The sequence below is a fragment of the Exiguobacterium sp. RM11 genome (assembly GCF_059821525.1).
Window position 1 is genome coordinate 2,094,769 of record NZ_CM187558.1, and the last position, 19,026, is coordinate 2,113,794.

Consider the following 19,026-nt stretch of genomic DNA (forward strand, 5'->3'; position numbering starts at 1 on the left):
ACATAACAAAAAGAGCGATGTCATATAGCTGACATCGCTCAACGTGTAGCCTTTATGAAGTTGTCACCGTGACGATTTCCTGTAAATCAAGTGAGTAAATGAGCGTCTGTTCGACGCGAATCTCCCAAATCGTCTCAATGGCCTCTCGGTACAGCTGCAACTGAATCGCGTATCGCTCACGGAGCCGCTCGTGTGCGTCTTCACGAGATTCGGACAAATGAACAACGGCATCTGATTTATAATCCAACAGGACATACGATGTTCCGTCGAAATACAGACAGTCGATAATCCCTTGAATCAAGACGTCCTCATCCGTAAACTGTCCATCCGGGTTAACTCGTTCAGCCGGAACGGTATAGGTGAACGGAAGCTCTCGCCACGCCGTGCCGCGCTCAAGCGCGTCGGCGAGCGCTTGCCCGACGTCGGTCTGGAAAAATGCTTCGACGTCAGGAATGGCAAGACGCGCCGTCTCAGCCTCGACCGGGCTCAGCATACCGTGTCTCTCCCATTGATCGATTTGATCGACAATCGGTTGGTTCGGATCAGCCATTTGGAAAATCAAATGTAACGTGGTCCCCCGTTCGGCACCGGTCTGTTTCACTTGACGCCATTTCGGCTCCCGATAAGGTGTATCGATTGGACGAACCGGGTCTTCGAAGGCGGCTTGTTCCAGTTGCATCGCCCGTTTTAATTCCGTCACCGTCTGTTTCGCCGCTGTGCGTACAGCATCCTGAGCTGGATAGCTATAAGTTAACGCTTTGTGGACGGCACGAATCGTCTCATCCTCATTTTGAATAGGAAAATCAATTGCTTCAAATCGTTGCACATGGTGGAGTTGTGCCATCATTTCTTGAAGTGTCGCAATCTCTGCAAGATCGTCTTCTCCAATCAAACGATACGTCCACGAAGTCGATTCATAAAATGAAGCGGGTACCGTGAAACCGAACGACTCGATAAATGTCGAGGCACTCGGCAACCGTAAGAGTGCTGGCGCAATCCAATCCAAGTACGTTTTCGCCTCTCGTCTCGCCTCACTTGCTAACAATTCCCCAGATTGCCCGACCTGTAGCCATTGCTGGAGCTGCTTGGCTGAATCTCCAACCGTACCGACGAGAATGAGTTTCTCTTTTGCCCGTGTCAATGCGACATAGAGGACACGCATCTCTTCGGCTTTCATCGTTGCGTCCAAATCTCGTCGGATCATTTCTTTCACGAATGTTTCCGATTTCGTACGTGTCACGACATCAATCGCATCGAGTGAAATTCCATATTGCTTATGGAAAATGACGCGCTGTTTCTGGTCGAGTGTATTGAACTGTTTTCCGAGCTGGGCGACAATCGTCACCGGGAACTCAAGACCTTTTGATTTATGCACGGTCATGATGCGAACGACGTTCTCCTCATCGCCGAGAGAACGTGCCTCGGATAAATCTTCCCCTGTATCTTGTAAACGGTCCATGACACGTAAGAAGCGATACAGTCCACGATAGCCGCTTCGCTCGTAAGAGAGGGCGCGGTCATAGAGCGCTTTTAAGTTTTCCTGTCGTCCTTTCCCACCAGGCAATCCACCCGAGAAGTCATAAAACCCAGTATCGTTAAACAGCTGTTGAATCAGTTCAGATAAGCTATGATTGCGTGCATACGTACGCCAGTGGGAAAGACGATCGAGAAAATCTCCACACTTCACGCCAAGCTCGTCATCGTCATCCGCTTTTGCTTTCAAAGCTTCAAAGAAAGAATCTTCGGACTCGAGTCGGATTCGTGCCAATTCCCCATCATCGAATCGGAACATCGGGGAACGGAGCGCACCGGCGAGCGGGATGTCCTGTAGGGGATTATCAATTACTTTCAAGAGAGCAAGAATCATTCGAATCTCTGTCGCTTGAAAATAGCCGCCATCTGAATCCGTATAAGCCGGAATGTTGTACTGTGTCAAAATGTCCATCAACTGTTCAACCCGCCCTTTTTTCGAACGGACGAGAATCACGATGTCCCGGTACTCACAGTTTCTTAGTTGACCCGTCACTTCATCCGTCACTTTGAACGGTTCTTCCCCAGATACTAATTCTAGGATTCGAGTTGCAATCGCTCGTCCTTCGACTTCCTGTTTCGATAATTCGCGACTTGTCCCGTCGACGATCATGAATTCAGGATTCGCTGGAATCGGTTCATATTCACGACCCGGCACGAGTTGAGCGGCCTCATCATAAGCGATTTCTCCGACCTCTTCGTCCATGAGCTGGACGAACAAGTCATTGATTCCGTGAAGCACCTCTGCCCGACTGCGGAAGTTTTGAGAGAGATCAATTCGTTTTCCCGTGTCCGCCTGTTTGAAGCGCGTCGCCTTATCGATGAAGAGACCCGGTTCCGCATGACGGAACCGATAAATCGACTGCTTGATGTCTCCAACCATGAACAGGTTCCCAATCTCTTCCCGTTCATTTGCGACCAGGTTGATAATCGTTTCTTGAATTTCGTTCGTATCTTGATATTCATCGACTAGTACCTCGACGAAACGTTCCTTGTATAGAGCGGCGACATCAGACGGTCCATCCTCCTGCCGTAAAATGGCGAGCGCATAATGTTCCAAGTCGCTAAAGTCGACGAAGGCTCGGTCACGTTTCGCTTGCTCATACGCTGTTCCGAACGCACGGACCGTTCGGACGAGCGTCTTGACGAGAGGTTGTTGCATCGAGACGCTCTCTAATAGATCCGCCCCACTGACACGTGCCCGTTCAGCAGCTGCCGTCAACTTCTTCTTCGCTTGATCGTACGCCGGTTTGAGCACCTCATGATAAATTTGATGCTCCTCTTTTTTAGGGACGGCTTTCATCGTTCCAAACTTCATCGCACGTGCAGCCGTTTCAAGTTCACTCCAGACAATTTCTTCCCCTTCTAACTGTTCAAACGGGAAAATCGCCTGACGAATGTTTTCCGACTGCGGTTCATAGCCTGCAACCCGAAGTTCCGCCTCGAGCTTCCGAAGATCACGCACCGCTTTCTCAATGTCCTGCCACAGCATGTGACCGAACTCGATGAGGATGGCTTCATGATCCGGGTCATCGCCGAACGAATACATCGAAATGAGTTTGTCCAAATAGGCGTCAGGGTCTGGGAGTGTACGAGCATAATGATAAAGACCAAGAATAAGGTCTTCGATTTCGCTATCGCTACGGTCTGACGTATAGGCATCGACAAGGGCGAAGAAATCCGTATCCTGCTTTCCGTACTCCTCTTCAAGCACCTCTTCTAACACATCATCTTGTAAGAGCACGAGGTCACGTTCTTCCGCAATCTTGAATGCCGGGTCTAAGTCTAACAAATAGTAATTCTCACGAATCACTTCTAAGCAAAAGGAATGGATGGTTGTAATGAGAGCCCGGTTCAACATTTGTCGTTGTTTTCGGACGTACTCATTCGTCGGGTCGTCACGTAACGCCTCTTCGAGCGCCTTTGCGATGCGTCGCTTCATTTCTGCAGCTGCCGCGTTCGTAAACGTGACGACGAGCATACGGTCTGCCGTCAACGCATCCGCTTCGTCCAGCAATCGGCTAGACAACCGTTCAACGAGAACTGCTGTCTTTCCTGAACCGGCCGCAGCCGAGACAAGTACGTGACTTCCCCTCGCTTCAATTGCGGCGAATTGATCATTCGTCCATTTCACGGTCATCCCCTCCTAACTCCTGAAATACATCTTCTTTCTCTAACTTTTTCAATTTGCGTGGTTCATTCGCGAGCGCCTCGTCAAAATGGCAGACACTCTGGTACGGACACGTCTGACACGGGCGGCGCTCTTTATATTCGTAAGGTTCTACGTCAATTTTTCCTTCATACATCTCTTCGGCACTCGATTTGACGACGTCAAACGCATGGTCCATCAATTGTTCGAGTTGAGGTGGTGTGACAATCTTCTTCAGTGTATTCGAATCAGGTGTGCCATCTTTTTTATATTTGACCGGGATGACGATTGATTTTTTCGAAGATCCTTTCGCAGAGCGGTCCATCATCTCCAAAATTTCCGGATCGTCGACCAACAACCCCTGCATCTGATACGACTCCAATACTTTCTGTCGCGTCTCTTCCTCAGAACCTGCCGGTGGGACGAGTGGGCGATGAACGTGGAAATACAGTGCCGCAGCCGGCGCCACGTTCTCTTTCGTCCATACCTCTGCCTGTTCAATCAGTACTTTCAAGTAGATGAGCATCTGCATGGCAAGACCATAGTAAATTTCCGCGAAGTCGACTTCACGTTTGCTCGACTTATAATCGACGATACGAACGTACAGCTGATCGTGGACCATCGCCGTGTCGACACGGTCGATGCGACCGATGAGTTCACACGTGGCCCCATTCGATAATGTGAATGAGACAGGCGGGAACTGTCCACTCCCGAACGCGAGTTCAAACGCTTTCGGGTCAAATCCGTCCCGCTTCGACTGTTCAATCAATACTTCTGCCGTTTTGCTGACGACGTCCGTCAATTTTTTCTTTAAATAGGCGTAACGATTTGAACTCATCAGAATGGCGTGTTGAATTTCAGGCGTCACGAGTTCTACTGCTTGTTCCGCTAAGTTCACACATTCATCAGGTGCTACATCTCGCCATTCTTTTCCGTCCATCTGCACCGTTTGTGACATATGTTCAATCGTTCGGTGATACAAGTTTCCGATATCCGGTGCCTCGAGTCGATACAATCGGCGTTCCTTCAGGCGCAAGCCATAACTCGCAAAATGTTTGAACGGACATGCTTGGAACGTCTCAAGTCGCGAGACACTCGCCCGAATCGACGGTGTATAAAGAGATTTAGCCACATCGTCGTCTAGTGATTTCGGGATATTTTGATAGAACAGGGCGCTCGTCAACAACTGCAAACGTTCACGACCATCCGGATGTTTTAACAGTTCGTTATAGACGGCGAACCACATATCTTGAATCGGATAATGACGACTCAATCGTTGCAGTTCAAGAGCCGTGACCGCTGCCGTCTGGTTCACGTTCGTCAAAAAGGCGAATTGGTCACGTGGTCGGTGCTCTCCTGCTTCAGCAAAGTGTGTCTTAATGATGTTTTTATGGAGACGCACCTTCAAATCAGCGATGAAACGTGCCGGTTGAACCGCCTTACCGGTCCTGTCGACGAGGGCGTAGCTAATATAGAGACGCTCACTCGGTGCCGTCACTGCTTTATATAAGTAATACGTTTCATCATCGAACAAGTGCTCGGTCGCTTTCCCGGCACGCAGTCCGTTCTCATGCATGAAGTCCAAGTCGTGATCGGTCAACAGTTTGGATTGTGTCGTGACGAGAGGGATTTGGTCTTCATTTGCCCCGAGCAAGAACACCACTTTCTTATCAATCAATCGACCACGGACATAGTCCGTCACCGTCAACTGATCGAGTGAAGGTGGAATGAGCGCATAACGTAGACTATCTAGCCCAGTGTCCATCATCTGAAGAAACAGTTCCGTCGACAACTTCTCTTCCGGAGCTGCCGCTTCCAATTGTTCGAGTAGATGTAAGACCGCGTCCCACACTTGGGTATGCTCACGCGCTTCGAGCAACTGCGCTTCTTCAATCGCCTCGTCACGCCAATGGGTCAGACAGTCGGATACACCAATCCGCTCCAAAAAGGCATACATGGCATGCGTATAGGCTTGCATCGTCTTCGCCTGCTTCAAATCCGCTAACAACGGATCGAACGTTTCGATGACGCGTTCCCGGTATCGATTCAACTCCACTTCGACGTCTAGCTCTTCACTCGTCAGTCGCGCTTCTTCACCTGTACGACGACGCAATTGCCATGCATCGTGCCAATGATAGTGTTTGATTCCGCGCTCAATGACGAACGCTTCGAGACGGTCAACGGACGTGCGTCGATGTGTCGGGTCGAGGACGACGAGTTCCGTCTTCAATGCCCGGAAGACCGCCTCCTCCCGATAGCTACGCAAGGCGATGTCGATGGTTGCTTTCAACAATTCGACGAGCGGATGGTCAAGCATCGGTTGCCGTTCATCTAGGAAGTAAGGGAGCCCCATTTTTTGTAACGCCTGCGATGCCAAATCGCCATACTCTTCGAGTGAACGCGAAATGAGCGCGATATCTCGGTAACGATATCCTTCTTCACGGGTGAGTCGGATGACTTCTCGAACGGCCGCTTCCACCTCGACAATCCGGTCGACGGCAGCATGTAAATCGACGCGGTTCTCTGCCCCTGTATACGGCTCTGCCGTCATCTGGTCAAACGTCGCCTCTAAATAGCGAAGGCTTGGATGCGTATAGCGATAGATGGTGTCATACGGTTTGTCGACCGATGGAAGTTGCCGTTCCGACAAGAGTTCCTTGAAGCGCATGAGCGTCCGTTGCGTCGGTCCAAACAATGGGTCAGGACGATACATCGATGAAGGATCTAGCGTCAGCAACACATCGACGTCGACTTTTTCCGCAAGACCGACAAGGACGGCTAATTCCTGCTCCGAGAACTCATTAAATCCGTCTACGTAAACACGGACTCCCGTCAAATCCGTCTCGGGCAACAGTTGCAACAGGACGTTGAAGTAATCTTCCGCATGTAGTGACTTCCCTTCTGTCATCTTTAAAAATCCTTCATAGATGATGGAGAGGTCCTGTAACTTCAAGGCACGATGTTGCGCTTGTTCACTCAACCGCAACAGATGTTCGGGTTCGACAAGTCCTCGCTTCAACATCGAAATCAATTGGTTCAACTCTTCATAAAATCCGAACTGGTTCATCGTTCGACGGAACAAGGTCAATCGTTCCTCGCTCATCTCGACGACTCTCCGCAACAACAGATGTGTCCCCGTCTGATCTAAAAATTGGTCGGTCGCCACTCCCGCATCCCGCATCATCAAAAATGCAAGACGGCGCATCGACAGCACTTGGATTCTTGTCGAGCCGCGTAGGCCGTCCACTGTCGCCATCTTTTTCTCCATTTCAAACGACATTTGGTCCGGCACGATCATATAAATCGTTGGTCCGCTCGGGTTTTGTTTCAGTTCTTGAATAACCTGTTCGATCATCCGTTCACTTTTCCCCGTTCCCGATCGACCAACGTGAAAGGTTACTGTCATTTTAGCGAACACTCCTTCCCTTTTTTCTTTCATTATGAACCATCCGCTCTTATTTGTAGAGGGAAACCTCCTCTTTACCCTAGTCAAAAAAGTCACAGCTTGCATCATTCCCATTTTTGCTCGAAATCGATTAGACTGAACGTATGAGGGGGAATGAATGTGAGTGCCTATGAACAATTTGGAGGCGAAAGCGGCGTTCAACAACTCGTTGACGCGTTTTATGACCTCGTCTATGCCGATCCGATTCTACTTCCGCTGTTTCCGGAAGACAAAGAACGGGTGAAGCAACACCAATTCGAATTTTTAACCCAATTGCTTGGTGGTCCGAAGTTGTATTCGGAACGTCGCGGTGGTGGGAATTTAGCGATGATTCATCATGAACATCCGATTTCTGAGACCCATGCCGGGCATTGGCTCGGATGCATGGAGCAAGCGCTCAAGACAGTCGATGCGCCAGAATCGATCAAACGTCAGCTCTTCCAGCGACTGATCATGTCCTCTTCGAATGTCGTCCGGGTTTGCTCACATCATTTTGAGTAGTCACAACTATAAAAAGTGGGTATGATAGGAAAGTAAGTAAAGGAGGTCGTTTCACATGACAGAAGAAGAAAAAAAAGAAGTCGTCTCATCTGAAGAAGAGGGGACAGAAGAAAAAGAAGAAACGGTAGTCCTCGCCGACGCGCTTGATGAAGCTAACGAAGCTGCTGAAGCAGAAGAAGATGAGGACGATGATGAGGATCAACCGGAAGAGAAGAACATGGATCACATCAAAGGCGTCTTCAACTACGATCATGAAAATGGTCGTGAGTACCGTGTCGTCTTTTACAACGATCGCAAAAACTTAGTGTTCCGTGAACTTGGAAACGGCAAAGTCGAATTTGTCGGACGCTTCACGGACGATGCATACGACGAAGAAAATGAGGCAGAAATGCGTGAACTCGGGCAACGTGAACTCGAGCGCATCCTCGCTGAACGCTTCAAATAAAAAAATCGCCGAATTTTTCGGCGATTTTTTTATTAGTTCTTCTTATTTCGTTTCTTTTTACGGAGTGCGTATGCGACTCCAGCAATCCCACCGACAACGGCAAGTCCGGCAACAACCGGAACGAGCACACGTTTCGTCGGGATCATCTCTTTCACACGCTCATACGGTGTTGGTGTCGAGAACTCTAACTGTACGGCTGTATCGCCATGTCCATGCGCCCGTGCCTTACGTGACGCATCCGTGACGACGACACGTCCCGTCGTCCAACGACGATTGCCGTATTCGTCTACATATGGACGACGTACACGTTTCACGTCGCGTACCATCTTCCCACGCGCACGGTCTGGTCGAACGACACGCTCACTCGACCAAGAACGGCTCCCAGTCACACTGTATGCGGGTCGTACCTTACGGCGATTAAGCCAAGTATATGAATCGTTCATCTTCAATTCCCTCCCATACTGTTCAAAACCTCTCTTCTAATTATACCCATACAACATCACCCAAAACATGTGACAAATGGTTCAAAAAAAGATGTGACACCATACGGCATCACATCTTCAAGCTGAATCATTCTGTAAACGGTTTGTCCTTGTGACGGCGTTTCGCCAAAATCAGGTAGTATGCCGGGACAAGCACGAGAGTCAATACAGTCGAGAATAGAATACCCGATACGATGCCAATCGCAAGCGGTTTGAAGAGCGGGTCTTCTCCAAGTGCGACCGGTAAGAGGGCGACGACTGCAGTAAGTGCTGTCAAGAGAATCGGACGAATCCGAGCACGTCCGGCTTCGTACACGGCGGTCGTGACCGGTAAGCCTTCACGAATGCGTTGTTCGATAAACTCGAACAGGACGACTGCGTTCCGGACGACGATTCCCGCAAGCGATACCATCCCCATCGATGCCATGAAACTGAACGGCGTCTGTGTCACGAACAACCCGACGACCGCTCCAGCAATCGCGAGATAGATTGTGAATAACACGAGAAGTGGTAATGACAATGAGTTGAACTGGAACGCGATGATCAAGTAAATCAAGAACAAGACGACGACGAACAATGTCGCAAGCTCTAAGAAGAACTCATTCTGCGTATCACTCGCTCCGGACTGGTCGAACGTGATTCCTTCATCTTCTAACCCAGACTTCGCGTCATCCAACACTTGCTCGACATCTTGCTTGAACGCATCTTCATCCATGCCTTCACTCGCATAAATTTGGAGTGTGACCGAACGTTCTCCGTTCTCGCGAGGAATCTGTTGAATTTGCTCCGTTGTCGTTTCTGTCACGAACGTGCTAAGCGGTGCAACAGGTGGACCGGCTTCCGTTTCGACCGGGATTAAAATGTCATCAAGCGCAAGTGCCTCACGGTTTGCTTCCGCATCGATGACAATCTTCACGTCACGCTGTTCCACTCCGTCATCGAACGTGCCGATTGGAATCCCGTCTGTGACGAGTCGGATTTGATCACTGATGGCTTTCGCCGTGACACCCGCTTGGGCCATCTCCTCACGATTTAGCTCGTATGTGAGCGTTTGGAACGGCTCTTTGATGTTATCGAGGACGATGGCACCATCGATTTCTTCCAAGTCGGCCTTCACTTGGTCCCGTGCAGCGACGAGCTGATCAATCGTTTCGCTACGCATTGTGAATTCGACAGGAGCCGATGCCGGTGGTCCTTGTTGTTGCGTATCTAAGAAGATTTCTGCATCAGGATATGCTTCACGCAATTCATTCGTGTATTTATCAATCAACTCGATAGCATCGATTGATTCATTATCGACACGAACGACGACTTGCCCTGTGTTTTCACCGGACTGATCGAGTCCACCCGTGAATAGACCAGGAAGTCCACCCCCTGCAAAGATCGATGTTTCAACGACCCCTTCTTCTTCTTGGAACCTTGCTTCGATTTCTTCAAGACGTGCTTCTGTCTCTTCTAAATCTGTCTGTACAGGCAACGTCACACTCGTTACCACTTCCGGACGATTCGCCGCCGGGAAGAACTCAAACGGCGTGAGAAGAATCAAACCATATAACGCTGTCGTGATGACGAAACCGACAATCCCGAACGTCCATGGACGTTTCGCGACACTCGGTAACAGACGGTCGGCATAGAAGTTACTGAGACGATTGAGCGGTCCGCCGAGCCAACCTGGTTCACGCTTCGATACTTTCACTTCTTTTCGGTTCAAGCGATACTGTGCGATCGGGACGAGCGTCAAACTGATGACCATTGAGGCCAAAACAGAGAGCGCGAGCACCGTCGGCAAGGCACGAATGAAGTTTCCGTTCGCGCCAGACAGTAGCGTGAGCGGAAGGAAGGCGAAGACGACCGCAAGTGTCGACGTGACAATCGATCCCCATACCTCTTTCGTTCCGCGAACTGCTCCGAGCATCGCGGAATCACCACTACGATACCGTCGTAAAATATTGTCGTTGACGACGATCGCGTCATCGACCAAAATTCCCAAGGCGATGATTGCTCCGATAATCGAAATCTGGTTCAAGTCGACCCCGGTGAACTGTAACGGGATCAACGCGATCAAGAATGACAATGGAATTGCCAAACTGACGATAATTGACCCAGAGAACGTGAGACCAATCGTTGTCACGGCGATGACGGCGATGATTGCGATAATGAATTCACGCGTCAGCGACGAGAAGATTGCATCGACAGCCTTCGCCTGTTCATAATACGGAACAAGCTCAAAACCGTCCAAATCTCCAAGACCGTCTTCTACTACCTCATTGACACGGTCTTGCATCGTTGGGATATCCAAACCTGACTCAATCGGTACAGTGATGGAAACGGCTGGTTTTCCGTCTAATGAAACGAGGTCCGTCTCACTTTTCGCCGTCTCTTCAACCGTTCCGACATCTTCTAACAAAACTGGCTCTCCATTGAACGAACCGACAATGACTTGCTCCATGTCGTTCACATTCGTCAAGTTATCGATCGCCAGTTGATAGATGCCTTCATCGGTCGATTGGCGACCGAGTGGTGTCGTCTTATACTCTTCGTTAATTGCTGTCAACACGTCAGGGAAGGCGAGCTGCCGTGCACTGAGTTCTTCGGAGTCAAGTGAGACGACATACTCTTGCTCCGGTAGACCTTTGACGGTGACCCCTGTCACACCATCTGTTCGCAGAAGGTTCGATTCTAATTCCTCGATGTCTGCACGAACATCCTCGAATGATTCACGATCATCCGCTGTCAACAAGTATGAGGCGACCGGTAATTGACCGAGCGAGTCATTGACTGTCGGTGCGAGTGCGTTTTCTGGTAGCTTTGGTGTTGCGTCAGACAAAGCTTGGCGTACGTTCGCCTGAAACTCTGCCTGGTCAGTCCCATCTGCATACTCGACCGTAATGTTTGAGAACTCTGAAGCCGAAATCGACGTCACGTTCTCCACTCCTTCTAGACTACGTAGTTCTTCTTCTAACACGCCAGTCACACTACGTTCAACCGTTTCGGCAGTCGCACCAGGATATGGTGTTTGAACGAGTACGATGTTGATTCCCGTTTCAGGAATCTCACGTTTAGGGAGCTGGAAGAACGTCAGCACACCTACGACGATTGCGACGAGAAGAAACACGATGACCAGTTTCCCTCGCTCAATCATTTTTTCAAAAAACATAAAAACCCCTCACTTTCGGAAGATGTGCAAATACACATATGATATCTCTTCTTCATCATAGAGGGGTTTCGTATTGAATTCAATCCTTAAGCGTGTTGCAATGTGCTGTCATGGAAACGTTTTTGAAATGCGTATGATAATTCGATTGACCGTTGTTTTTGCCTTGCCACCGTATGGTCGGATACGTGAACCTTGACCGATTCACCTGTCAAAAACTGAATGAGTGTCTGATTTCCGTCTTTTTTGATGGCTGTCACGTGCTGAAAATTGATCCACGCACAGTCTGGGCTCTCCTTTGCAATCGTCGGAAAGAAGACCGCGTCAGCGTGCCAATCCATCACAACAGGTGTCTTCCGATGTGGACCTAGGACGTGACGCGCAGCTTCGATTCTACCTTGAATGCTCGATCCATAGTACAAACATGCATGTTCTAATAGGTCGATGGGTGACCCTTTCACTCGCGTCACGCCTTCCGGTTGATACACGAGCGTCTCCGCTTCGCCAAACTCGTTAAATACAGGAATTAAAGCTCTCGTTTCATTGGTCAATCTACTCATCTTTTCATCCCCCATAACGTATGTAATGACTTACATGTCATTCATACCAGGATTCTGCACGCCCCGCAAATCGACTTTTTGACATTTCCCATAAAAAAACCAGCCGTTTCTTGGCTGGTTTTCAAAATCAAGCGTTAGATTTTAAAGCATGGTTCGGTTTGAGTCGCGGAAAATAAAATCTCACCGCAGTTCCGTCTCCTGTATTTCGAAGGGACACTTCTCCTGTGTGAAGTGTCACAATTCGTTGGACGATAAATAATCCGAGCCCGAACTTCCCTTGTTTCCCACGAGAGAACTGATGGAATAAATCAAGGCTCTCGTCAACGGGTGGTCCATCATTAAAGATGATGATTTCCACGCCAGACTCGTCTCGGTTTAAGTCAATTCGAATACATGTTTCCGCATAACGAAGCGCATTGTCGAGAACGTTCTCAAACGCGACCCGGATCTGTTCCCCATCCCCGAGCATCTCTCCACCTTCACCGTTAATTTCCCAATCAAGCCGCCCTCTCAGTTTAAAGCGCGCCACAAGGAGTTCCATCAACTTATCCAGATTGATCGGTTCAAGTTTCATCTCTTGTCCTTTGAAATATTCGAGTTTCGTCACATACAGCAAGTCGACAACTTTCTTTTCAAGTCGAGATGCCTCTTCGTCAATAACTTCAGAAGACCCCTTCAAGTCTCCCGTCGGATAGATCCCGTCCCCGATCGACTGGGCATATCCACGGATGACCATAATTGGCGTCTTCAAATCATGTGAGATGTTTTGAAGTAACGCTTGTTGAGCGAGATCCTGTTCCTTCAATTCTTTGCGCATCGCATCGATTGAATGGGCCAATTGTCCAAGTTCATCTTGTCGATCTAGCGGAAGAGCCGTCTCCCATTGGCGATTCGAAATTTTCTCGACCGCACGTTCCATCTCGACAATCGGTTTCGTCAACTGGCGAGACATGAGCAGTGCCGGGATGAGCGACAAGAGACTGATGACACCAATCAGAATTGAAATGCGCAAATACAACGTCGAGACTAATTCACGACGGTACGCATCCCAAGCGTAGGATGCTTGATAGACGATCGTACCATCGTATTCATTTTGACGAATGATGTAATAGACGTCTTCCCCGTCAATCGTCGTCTGATATCGCTCGACTTGACCACTTTGATTCAATGCTTCCTGATACATGCGGTTCGTCAATTCGAGTGGTGCCGATCCGTAGATGATTCGTCCGTTCGGAAGAAAAATCAATTGGTTGACCGAACGCGACTCTTGCTGACGTCGGTCATACTCGATTGGATTTTGCGGATAATTCTCCAACTCATTCGTATTGCCCAAATAATAGTCTACATCTCGTAACGTCTCATATACTTGTTCATCGATGAACTGGGTGATGGAAGAGCGTATGGTGATCAAAATCATGAGCGCGAGGGTCACGATGATGAGAAGGATGAGTACCCATATCTTCCACATGAGACGCTTCGGCTTGAGAGCGTTCATCATGGTCTGACGAGACGGTAGCCGATACCGTAAAGCGTTTCGAGCTCGAGACGGTGCAATTTCTTACGAACGCGGCGCACCAAATCATCGACGACTCGGTCCGAACCGAAATAATCGTTCCCCCAAACTCCTTCAAGAATCTGTTCACGCGATAAAGCCGAACCCGGATGTTCGAGGAAGAGAAGGAGTAAGTCGAATTCTTTCGAAGTCAAATCAATCTCTTCATCCCCGTGTTTGATGAGTCGTTTGTCCGGATAGATTGTATACTCTCCGTACTCGATATGTTCATTCGACTTCGATCCGTAGACACGATCAATCAGTTTTTTGACGCGAATGACAAGTTCTCTCGGGAGGAAAGGTTTCGCAATGTAGTCATCCGATCCCATCTCAAGACCAATGATTTTGTCGATGTCCTCGTCTCGGGCTGAAATGAAGATGGTCGGTGTATTGGCATTGACGGCCTTAATTTGTTTCAGCAATTGAAAACCATCCAAGTCCGGCAGCATGATGTCGAGCACCCATAAGTCTGGCTGATCCGGGATCGCTTCTTGCGCGGATGTCCCGTCCGCGAATGAGCGAACGTTGTATCCTTCCTGTTCTAGATACGTGACGAGCATTTTATTCAAGTTTGCTTCATCGTCGACTAAGTAGATTGTATACATTCAAGTCACCTCAACACGTTTTTTCTCATCATATCAAACAATTGTCGTGAAATGATGGGAAAGGTTTAGAGTCAAAAAAAGAAGGCAACGAAATCGCACCTTCTTCAACGTACTGAATTTGTTCGTAGCTGTTGCGCCAAAAACGCTGTGCCCCCACTAATCAACGCCAACACTCCACTGATCATGATGATTTCCATGATGTCCGCCTCCCGTTGATACCGATTCTCATTATCAACTTAAATATAGCACACATCCTATTTGTTGAATACAACAAAAAAGTCCCGATTTCACTCGGGACCCTTCTTATGCCTTTACGTCGTATCCTTGCTCTTCGACTGCTTCGACCATCGCCTCGCGTGAGACAGAATCTTCGTGAATCACGTCGACCCGATGCTCTTGAAGAGATACGGTTGCTGATTCGACGCCGTTCAATTCGTTCAATGCTCCCTCAACGGCAGCCTTGCAGTGATTGCATGTCATACCTTCTACTGTTAACGTTGTTTCTTTCATGATGATGATCCTCCTTGTGTTTTTAATCGTAATGCGTTCAAGACGACAGACACCGAACTGAACGCCATCGCCGCACCGGCAATCCATGGGGCAAGTAACCCCGCTGCAGCGACCGGTATGCCAAGACTGTTATAAGCGAGCGCCCAGAACAAGTTTTGACGAATGTTTTTCATCGTCAAACGGCTCATATTCATCGCCCGGCTCACACCTTCAATGTCATGCCCTACAATTGTAACATCTGCCGCCTCGAGTGCGACATCTGTACCGCTCCCAAAAGCAATCCCGACGTCTGCGACCGCAAGGGCAGGAGCATCGTTCATACCGTCCCCCACCATGGCGACACGGCCTGATTGCTTCAAGCGTTCGATTTGGTCCGCCTTCTCGACCGGAAGGACTTCGGCAATGACATGATGATGCGGAAGGCCAAGTTCGTCGGCAATCGCATAGGCGACTTCTTTTCGGTCACCCGTCAAGACATACACGTCACGTGTTTGGCTAAGTGCTTGCACGACATCACGGCTTTTCGGTTTCAATTGATCCTGTAGTCCGAACGCCGCGACAATCCCGCTCTCATCTGCGACATAGACCGGGGTCATCGCCCGCATCGACCAATCTGGCAAGTTGTACCCGAGCTCTTCCATCATCCGAACAGACCCGATGATGAGTTCTTTCCCATCAACGACCGCTTTGACACCACGACCCGCCAGCTCTTCCACTTTCGTCACGATACCATCACCGTGTTCTCGACCGATTGCTGCCGCCAAAGGATGTGTTGATTGCCGTTCTGCCATGACAGCACGGCGGAGCGCCGCTTCATCTCCGAACGTTTCTACCACTTCCGGTGTTCCGTTCGTCAATGTTCCTGTTTTGTCAAAAACGACGATGTTTGCTTCATTGAGTGATTCGAGTTGCCCGCCACCTTTGAACAATACACCTTGCTCTGCCGCTCTTCCCGTTCCGACCATGATCGATGTCGGTGTTGCCAAACCGAGCGCACACGGACAAGCGATGACAAGTACTGCGATCGATGCGCGAATGGCCGTATCGATATCATTTAAAAGAAATGCCCAGACGGCAAATGTGACGGCACTTATGGCTACGACGATTGGCACGAACACACCAGAGATACGGTCGGCCTGCCGTTGAATCGGCGCCTTATCCGTTTGTGCCTGCTCGACGACACGGACGATTTGAGCGAGCATCGTCTCTTTCCCGACTCGTTCTGCCCGCATGAGGATTCGGTGGGACTGGTTGATCGTACCGCCGACGACTTCAGCCTCAACCGTTTTCTCGGCAGGAATCGATTCACCGGTCAACATCGATTCATCGATGACCGTCTCTCCTTCGATGATGCGTCCGTCCACCGGAATCTTCTCTCCTGGACGCACAACGAGAACGTCACCTACTTTGACGAGCTCAACGGCGACAGACCGTTCTTCTCCGTCAACAAAGAGGATTGCCTCTTTCGCCTGAAGCGATAAGAGTGATTTCAACGCATCGGTCGTCTTCTCTTTCGCTCGTCCTTCTAACCATTTCCCGAGCAGGACGAGCGTGATGAGGACGGCACTCGTTTCGAAGTAAAGATGCGGATTCATCGGATGTACAATCATTTCAAAAATAGAGTAAAAGTATGCGGCCGACGTTCCCGTCGCGACGAGCACATCCATGTTCGCCGAACCGCTCTTTAAGCTCTTATAGGCCCCTTGATAAAACTGTGCGCCAATCCAAAACTGCACGGGCGTCGCAAGAGCGAGTTGCCACCATGGGTTCATCAGCCATGGTGCATGAAATCCGAGTCCTGGTATATGCGTCAACATGACGAGGAGTAAAGGTGCCGACAACAAGGCAGAGATGATGACTTTCCGCTGTAATGGACGTAAGTCATGCGGTGGCGCCATCTCCACTTTTGGTTCAGCTCCGTATCCGATCTTCTCGATTCGGGCGATTAGCTCTTCTTCTGTGATCCCTTCATCGACACGGATGGTTGCCGTCTCGAGCGGCAGGTTGACGGTCGCTTCGACTCCGTCCATCTTGTTCAACACTTTTTCAATTCGGGCCGAACAAGCTGCACAGGTCATTCCTTGTATGGATAACTCAACGGTTTTCATGAAATCCCTCCTTATTTTTTGATGCGGCTGACAATCGTCATCAATTCATCAATGTAAGGTTCCATGTTTTCCGTCTCACTTGCGTGAACCAAACACTTGCGCATATGACGCTCTAACAGTTGCATCTCGACTTGCTTTAGCGCGGCCTGAATGGCTGACGTCTGTGTCAAAATATCGACACAATAGCGGTCGTTCTCGACCATCTTTTGAATCCCCCGGACTTGTCCCTCGATTCGTTTGAGACGCTTTCCGAGTGCCTCCCGCTCAGCATCATCACGCGGAACGAGTGGTTGGTCATGCAAAAATTCATCCATGTTGATCACCTCACCATTAATATACCCCTACCCCGTAACAGTGTCAAACGAAAAGGTAAAAAAGGAACGACTCGTAGTCGCCCCTCTCTACTCAACTATTTTGGAATGCCTCGCTCTTCAAGACGGTTCGTAAAATCTTACCAGTCGTATTACGCGGAAGCTCTTCGATGATCTCAATATAAGTTGGTTGCTTATACTTCGCTAATTTCGTTTGTGTGTATGCACGAATGTCCTCTTTCGTCACATTTTCATGTTTCGTGACGACGAACGCTTTCACCGCTTCCCCTTGCTCCGCATCCGGCACACCAATCACCGCTGCTTCCACGATATCAGGATGTTGATATAGAACTTCTTCTACCTCACGAGGGTATACGTTATAACCTCCGACGATGACCATGTCCTTTTTCCGGTCGACGATATAGAAATAACCGTCCTCATCACGTCGCGCCAAATCTCCTGTATAGAGCCAGCCGTCGCGGAGTGTGATCATCGTCTCTTCCGGTAACTTATAATACCCTTTCATGACGTTCGGTCCACGTACAATCAACTCTCCGACTTCACCGACGCCGACTTCTTCCCCAAGCTCGTCGACGACTTTGTTTTCGACGTGAACGATAGAAGGTCCGATCGATCCCGCTTTTCGCTCTCCGTGAAGCGGGTTGAAGCAAGTGACCGGTGACGCCTCAGACAGACCATACCCTTCGAGAATTTTACATTCGAACATCTGCTCAAATGACTCGAGCAATTGGACCGGTAAACTTGCCCCTCCTGAGACGAACACGCGGACATGTTTCAACGCGGACGTATAGGCCGGTACTTTCATCGCCGTCTGCAGCAAGAAGTTGTACATCGTCGGTACTCCTGCAAAGAACGTCACGCGATGCTTTGGCACCAAGTCAAATACATCTTGTGGTGAGAACTTCGGTAAGATGACAATCGTCGCCCCACGAAGGAGTGGTGCATTCACAATGACCGTCAAACAGAAGACGTGGAACATCGGCAATGCGGCTAACGCTTTATCCTCTGGTGTAATGTCCAAATACTCCCCGATTGAATGCGCATTCGAGAACAGGTTCTGGTGCGTCAATAATGCGCCCTTCGGCTTCCCGGTCGTCCCACTCGTATAGAGAATGACGGCAACCTCTTCTTCATCGACTTCAATGAACGTTCCTTCTGTCGCAGCGAACGCTTCCGCGAAAGGGATAAACTCAATTTCGCCTTCACGCTTCAATGCCGGTACGTCCGCATATGGGACAGAGATGACGAGTTTCAACTGAGGTAACTTCGAGAGTGCCGCTTCTGCCTGCGCGACGAGCGGTGACAAGCCAACAATTCCTTTGACGTCTCCATCAAGTAGAATGTAGGCCATTTCATCAGGCGTGTATGTAGGGTTGATCGGAATGACGACCCCTCCACGTGACAACACGGCGAAGTACGCGATCAAGAACGCTGGGCTGTTGCCGAGAACGAGGGCGACGTGATCGCCTTGTCCAATCCCTTTTTGTTCAAGCGTCGATGCCATCGCCTTGACTTGCCCATAAAACTGTTCGTAACTCACCGTGTCTTCCCCAAACACGTACGCAGCCTTTTGCGGGTGAGCGGTCACCACTTCTTGTAGTGACTTGACTAAGTTTGCCATGGTAATCCCCCTTTAAATGAATGATGATTCAC

13 protein-coding genes are annotated in these 19,026 nt (G+C 49.4%); 2 read left to right on the forward strand and 11 right to left on the reverse strand.

The genetic code is table 11. The features are described 5' to 3' along the window. Positions 1-52 precede the first annotated feature (52 nt). Positions 53-3,670 carry a helicase-exonuclease AddAB subunit AddA gene (gene addA, locus AC5LIL_RS10920; protein ID WP_499824139.1) on the reverse strand — a complete coding sequence of 1,206 codons (3,618 nt, stop codon included), beginning with the start codon at positions 3,668-3,670 and terminating at the stop codon, positions 53-55. Beyond that, positions 3,648-7,085 (reverse strand): helicase-exonuclease AddAB subunit AddB, encoded by a 3,438-nt coding sequence (gene addB, locus AC5LIL_RS10925; protein WP_499824140.1) that lies wholly within the window; start codon positions 7,083-7,085, stop codon positions 3,648-3,650. Before addB ends, addA begins: the two co-directional genes overlap by 23 nt. A gap of 153 nt (positions 7,086-7,238) precedes the next feature. Here addB and AC5LIL_RS10930 point away from each other — a divergent pair, with 153 nt between their 5' ends. Both AC5LIL_RS10930 and AC5LIL_RS10935 read left to right on the forward strand, forming a co-directional pair. Continuing rightward, positions 7,239-7,625 carry a truncated hemoglobin gene (locus tag AC5LIL_RS10930; protein WP_251125659.1) on the forward strand — a complete coding sequence of 129 codons (387 nt, stop codon included), beginning with the start codon at positions 7,239-7,241 and terminating at the stop codon, positions 7,623-7,625. Between the two features lie 55 nt (positions 7,626-7,680). Further along, positions 7,681-8,070, forward strand: a complete 390-nt coding sequence (locus AC5LIL_RS10935) for a hypothetical protein (RefSeq protein ID WP_214785391.1) — start codon at positions 7,681-7,683, stop codon at positions 8,068-8,070. Positions 8,071-8,102: 32 nt separating this feature from the next. On the opposite strand, the gene AC5LIL_RS10940 is transcribed toward AC5LIL_RS10935, so the two are convergent. From AC5LIL_RS10940 to AC5LIL_RS10980, 9 genes are all read right to left on the reverse strand, one after another. Beyond that, on the reverse strand, positions 8,103-8,513 hold the full coding sequence (locus AC5LIL_RS10940) for a hypothetical protein (RefSeq protein WP_015880958.1): 411 nt from the start codon (positions 8,511-8,513) through the stop codon (positions 8,103-8,105). A gap of 127 nt (positions 8,514-8,640) precedes the next feature. Beyond that, entirely contained in the window at positions 8,641-11,709 is a 3,069-nt protein-coding gene (locus tag AC5LIL_RS10945; protein ID WP_499824141.1) for an efflux RND transporter permease subunit, read from the reverse strand. An 86-nt stretch (positions 11,710-11,795) separates the two neighbouring features. Continuing rightward, complete coding sequence (locus AC5LIL_RS10950) at positions 11,796-12,266, reverse strand: competence protein ComK (protein WP_214785393.1); 471 nt, start codon at positions 12,264-12,266, stop codon at positions 11,796-11,798. A 127-nt stretch (positions 12,267-12,393) separates the two neighbouring features. Next, the gene (locus tag AC5LIL_RS10955; protein ID WP_499824142.1) at positions 12,394-13,734 is read right to left on the reverse strand and encodes an ATP-binding protein; all 1,341 of its coding nucleotides are present in this window, start codon (positions 13,732-13,734) and stop codon (positions 12,394-12,396) included. Positions 13,735-13,760: 26 nt separating this feature from the next. After that, positions 13,761-14,423, reverse strand: a complete 663-nt coding sequence (locus AC5LIL_RS10960; RefSeq protein WP_015880954.1) for a response regulator transcription factor — start codon at positions 14,421-14,423, stop codon at positions 13,761-13,763. A gap of 303 nt (positions 14,424-14,726) precedes the next feature. Then, positions 14,727-14,933 (reverse strand): copper chaperone CopZ, encoded by a 207-nt coding sequence (gene copZ / locus AC5LIL_RS10965; protein WP_074032640.1) that lies wholly within the window; start codon positions 14,931-14,933, stop codon positions 14,727-14,729. Then, positions 14,930-17,041, reverse strand: a complete 2,112-nt coding sequence (locus AC5LIL_RS10970; protein WP_339962508.1) for a heavy metal translocating P-type ATPase — start codon at positions 17,039-17,041, stop codon at positions 14,930-14,932. The genes copZ and AC5LIL_RS10970 overlap by 4 nt, the downstream gene beginning before the upstream one ends. A gap of 11 nt (positions 17,042-17,052) precedes the next feature. Then, on the reverse strand, positions 17,053-17,355 hold the full coding sequence (locus tag AC5LIL_RS10975; RefSeq protein ID WP_214739359.1) for a metal-sensitive transcriptional regulator: 303 nt from the start codon (positions 17,353-17,355) through the stop codon (positions 17,053-17,055). 91 nt (positions 17,356-17,446) lie between these two features. Then, positions 17,447-18,994, reverse strand: a complete 1,548-nt coding sequence (locus AC5LIL_RS10980; RefSeq protein WP_214785396.1) for a long-chain-fatty-acid--CoA ligase — start codon at positions 18,992-18,994, stop codon at positions 17,447-17,449. Positions 18,995-19,026 lie beyond the last annotated feature (32 nt).

What these genes read in the sequence shown, in the direction of transcription:
- addA (WP_499824139.1), bottom strand. Translation starts at nt 3,670, where the DNA reads ATGACCGTGAAATGGACGAATGATCAATTCGCCGCAATTGAAGCGAGG.
- addB (WP_499824140.1), bottom strand. Translation starts at nt 7,085, where the DNA reads ATGACAGTAACCTTTCACGTTGGTCGATCGGGAACGGGGAAAAGTGAA.
- AC5LIL_RS10930 (WP_251125659.1), top strand. Translation starts at nt 7,239, where the DNA reads ATGAATGTGAGTGCCTATGAACAATTTGGAGGCGAAAGCGGCGTTCAA.
- AC5LIL_RS10935 (WP_214785391.1), top strand. Translation starts at nt 7,681, where the DNA reads ATGACAGAAGAAGAAAAAAAAGAAGTCGTCTCATCTGAAGAAGAGGGG.
- AC5LIL_RS10940 (WP_015880958.1), bottom strand. Translation starts at nt 8,513, where the DNA reads ATGAACGATTCATATACTTGGCTTAATCGCCGTAAGGTACGACCCGCA.
- AC5LIL_RS10945 (WP_499824141.1), bottom strand. Translation starts at nt 11,709, where the DNA reads ATGTTTTTTGAAAAAATGATTGAGCGAGGGAAACTGGTCATCGTGTTT.
- AC5LIL_RS10950 (WP_214785393.1), bottom strand. Translation starts at nt 12,266, where the DNA reads ATGAGTAGATTGACCAATGAAACGAGAGCTTTAATTCCTGTATTTAAC.
- AC5LIL_RS10955 (WP_499824142.1), bottom strand. Translation starts at nt 13,734, where the DNA reads ATGTGGAAGATATGGGTACTCATCCTTCTCATCATCGTGACCCTCGCG.
- AC5LIL_RS10960 (WP_015880954.1), bottom strand. Translation starts at nt 14,423, where the DNA reads ATGTATACAATCTACTTAGTCGACGATGAAGCAAACTTGAATAAAATG.
- copZ (WP_074032640.1), bottom strand. Translation starts at nt 14,933, where the DNA reads ATGAAAGAAACAACGTTAACAGTAGAAGGTATGACATGCAATCACTGC.
- AC5LIL_RS10970 (WP_339962508.1), bottom strand. Translation starts at nt 17,041, where the DNA reads ATGAAAACCGTTGAGTTATCCATACAAGGAATGACCTGTGCAGCTTGT.
- AC5LIL_RS10975 (WP_214739359.1), bottom strand. Translation starts at nt 17,355, where the DNA reads ATGGATGAATTTTTGCATGACCAACCACTCGTTCCGCGTGATGATGCT.
- AC5LIL_RS10980 (WP_214785396.1), bottom strand. Translation starts at nt 18,994, where the DNA reads ATGGCAAACTTAGTCAAGTCACTACAAGAAGTGGTGACCGCTCACCCG.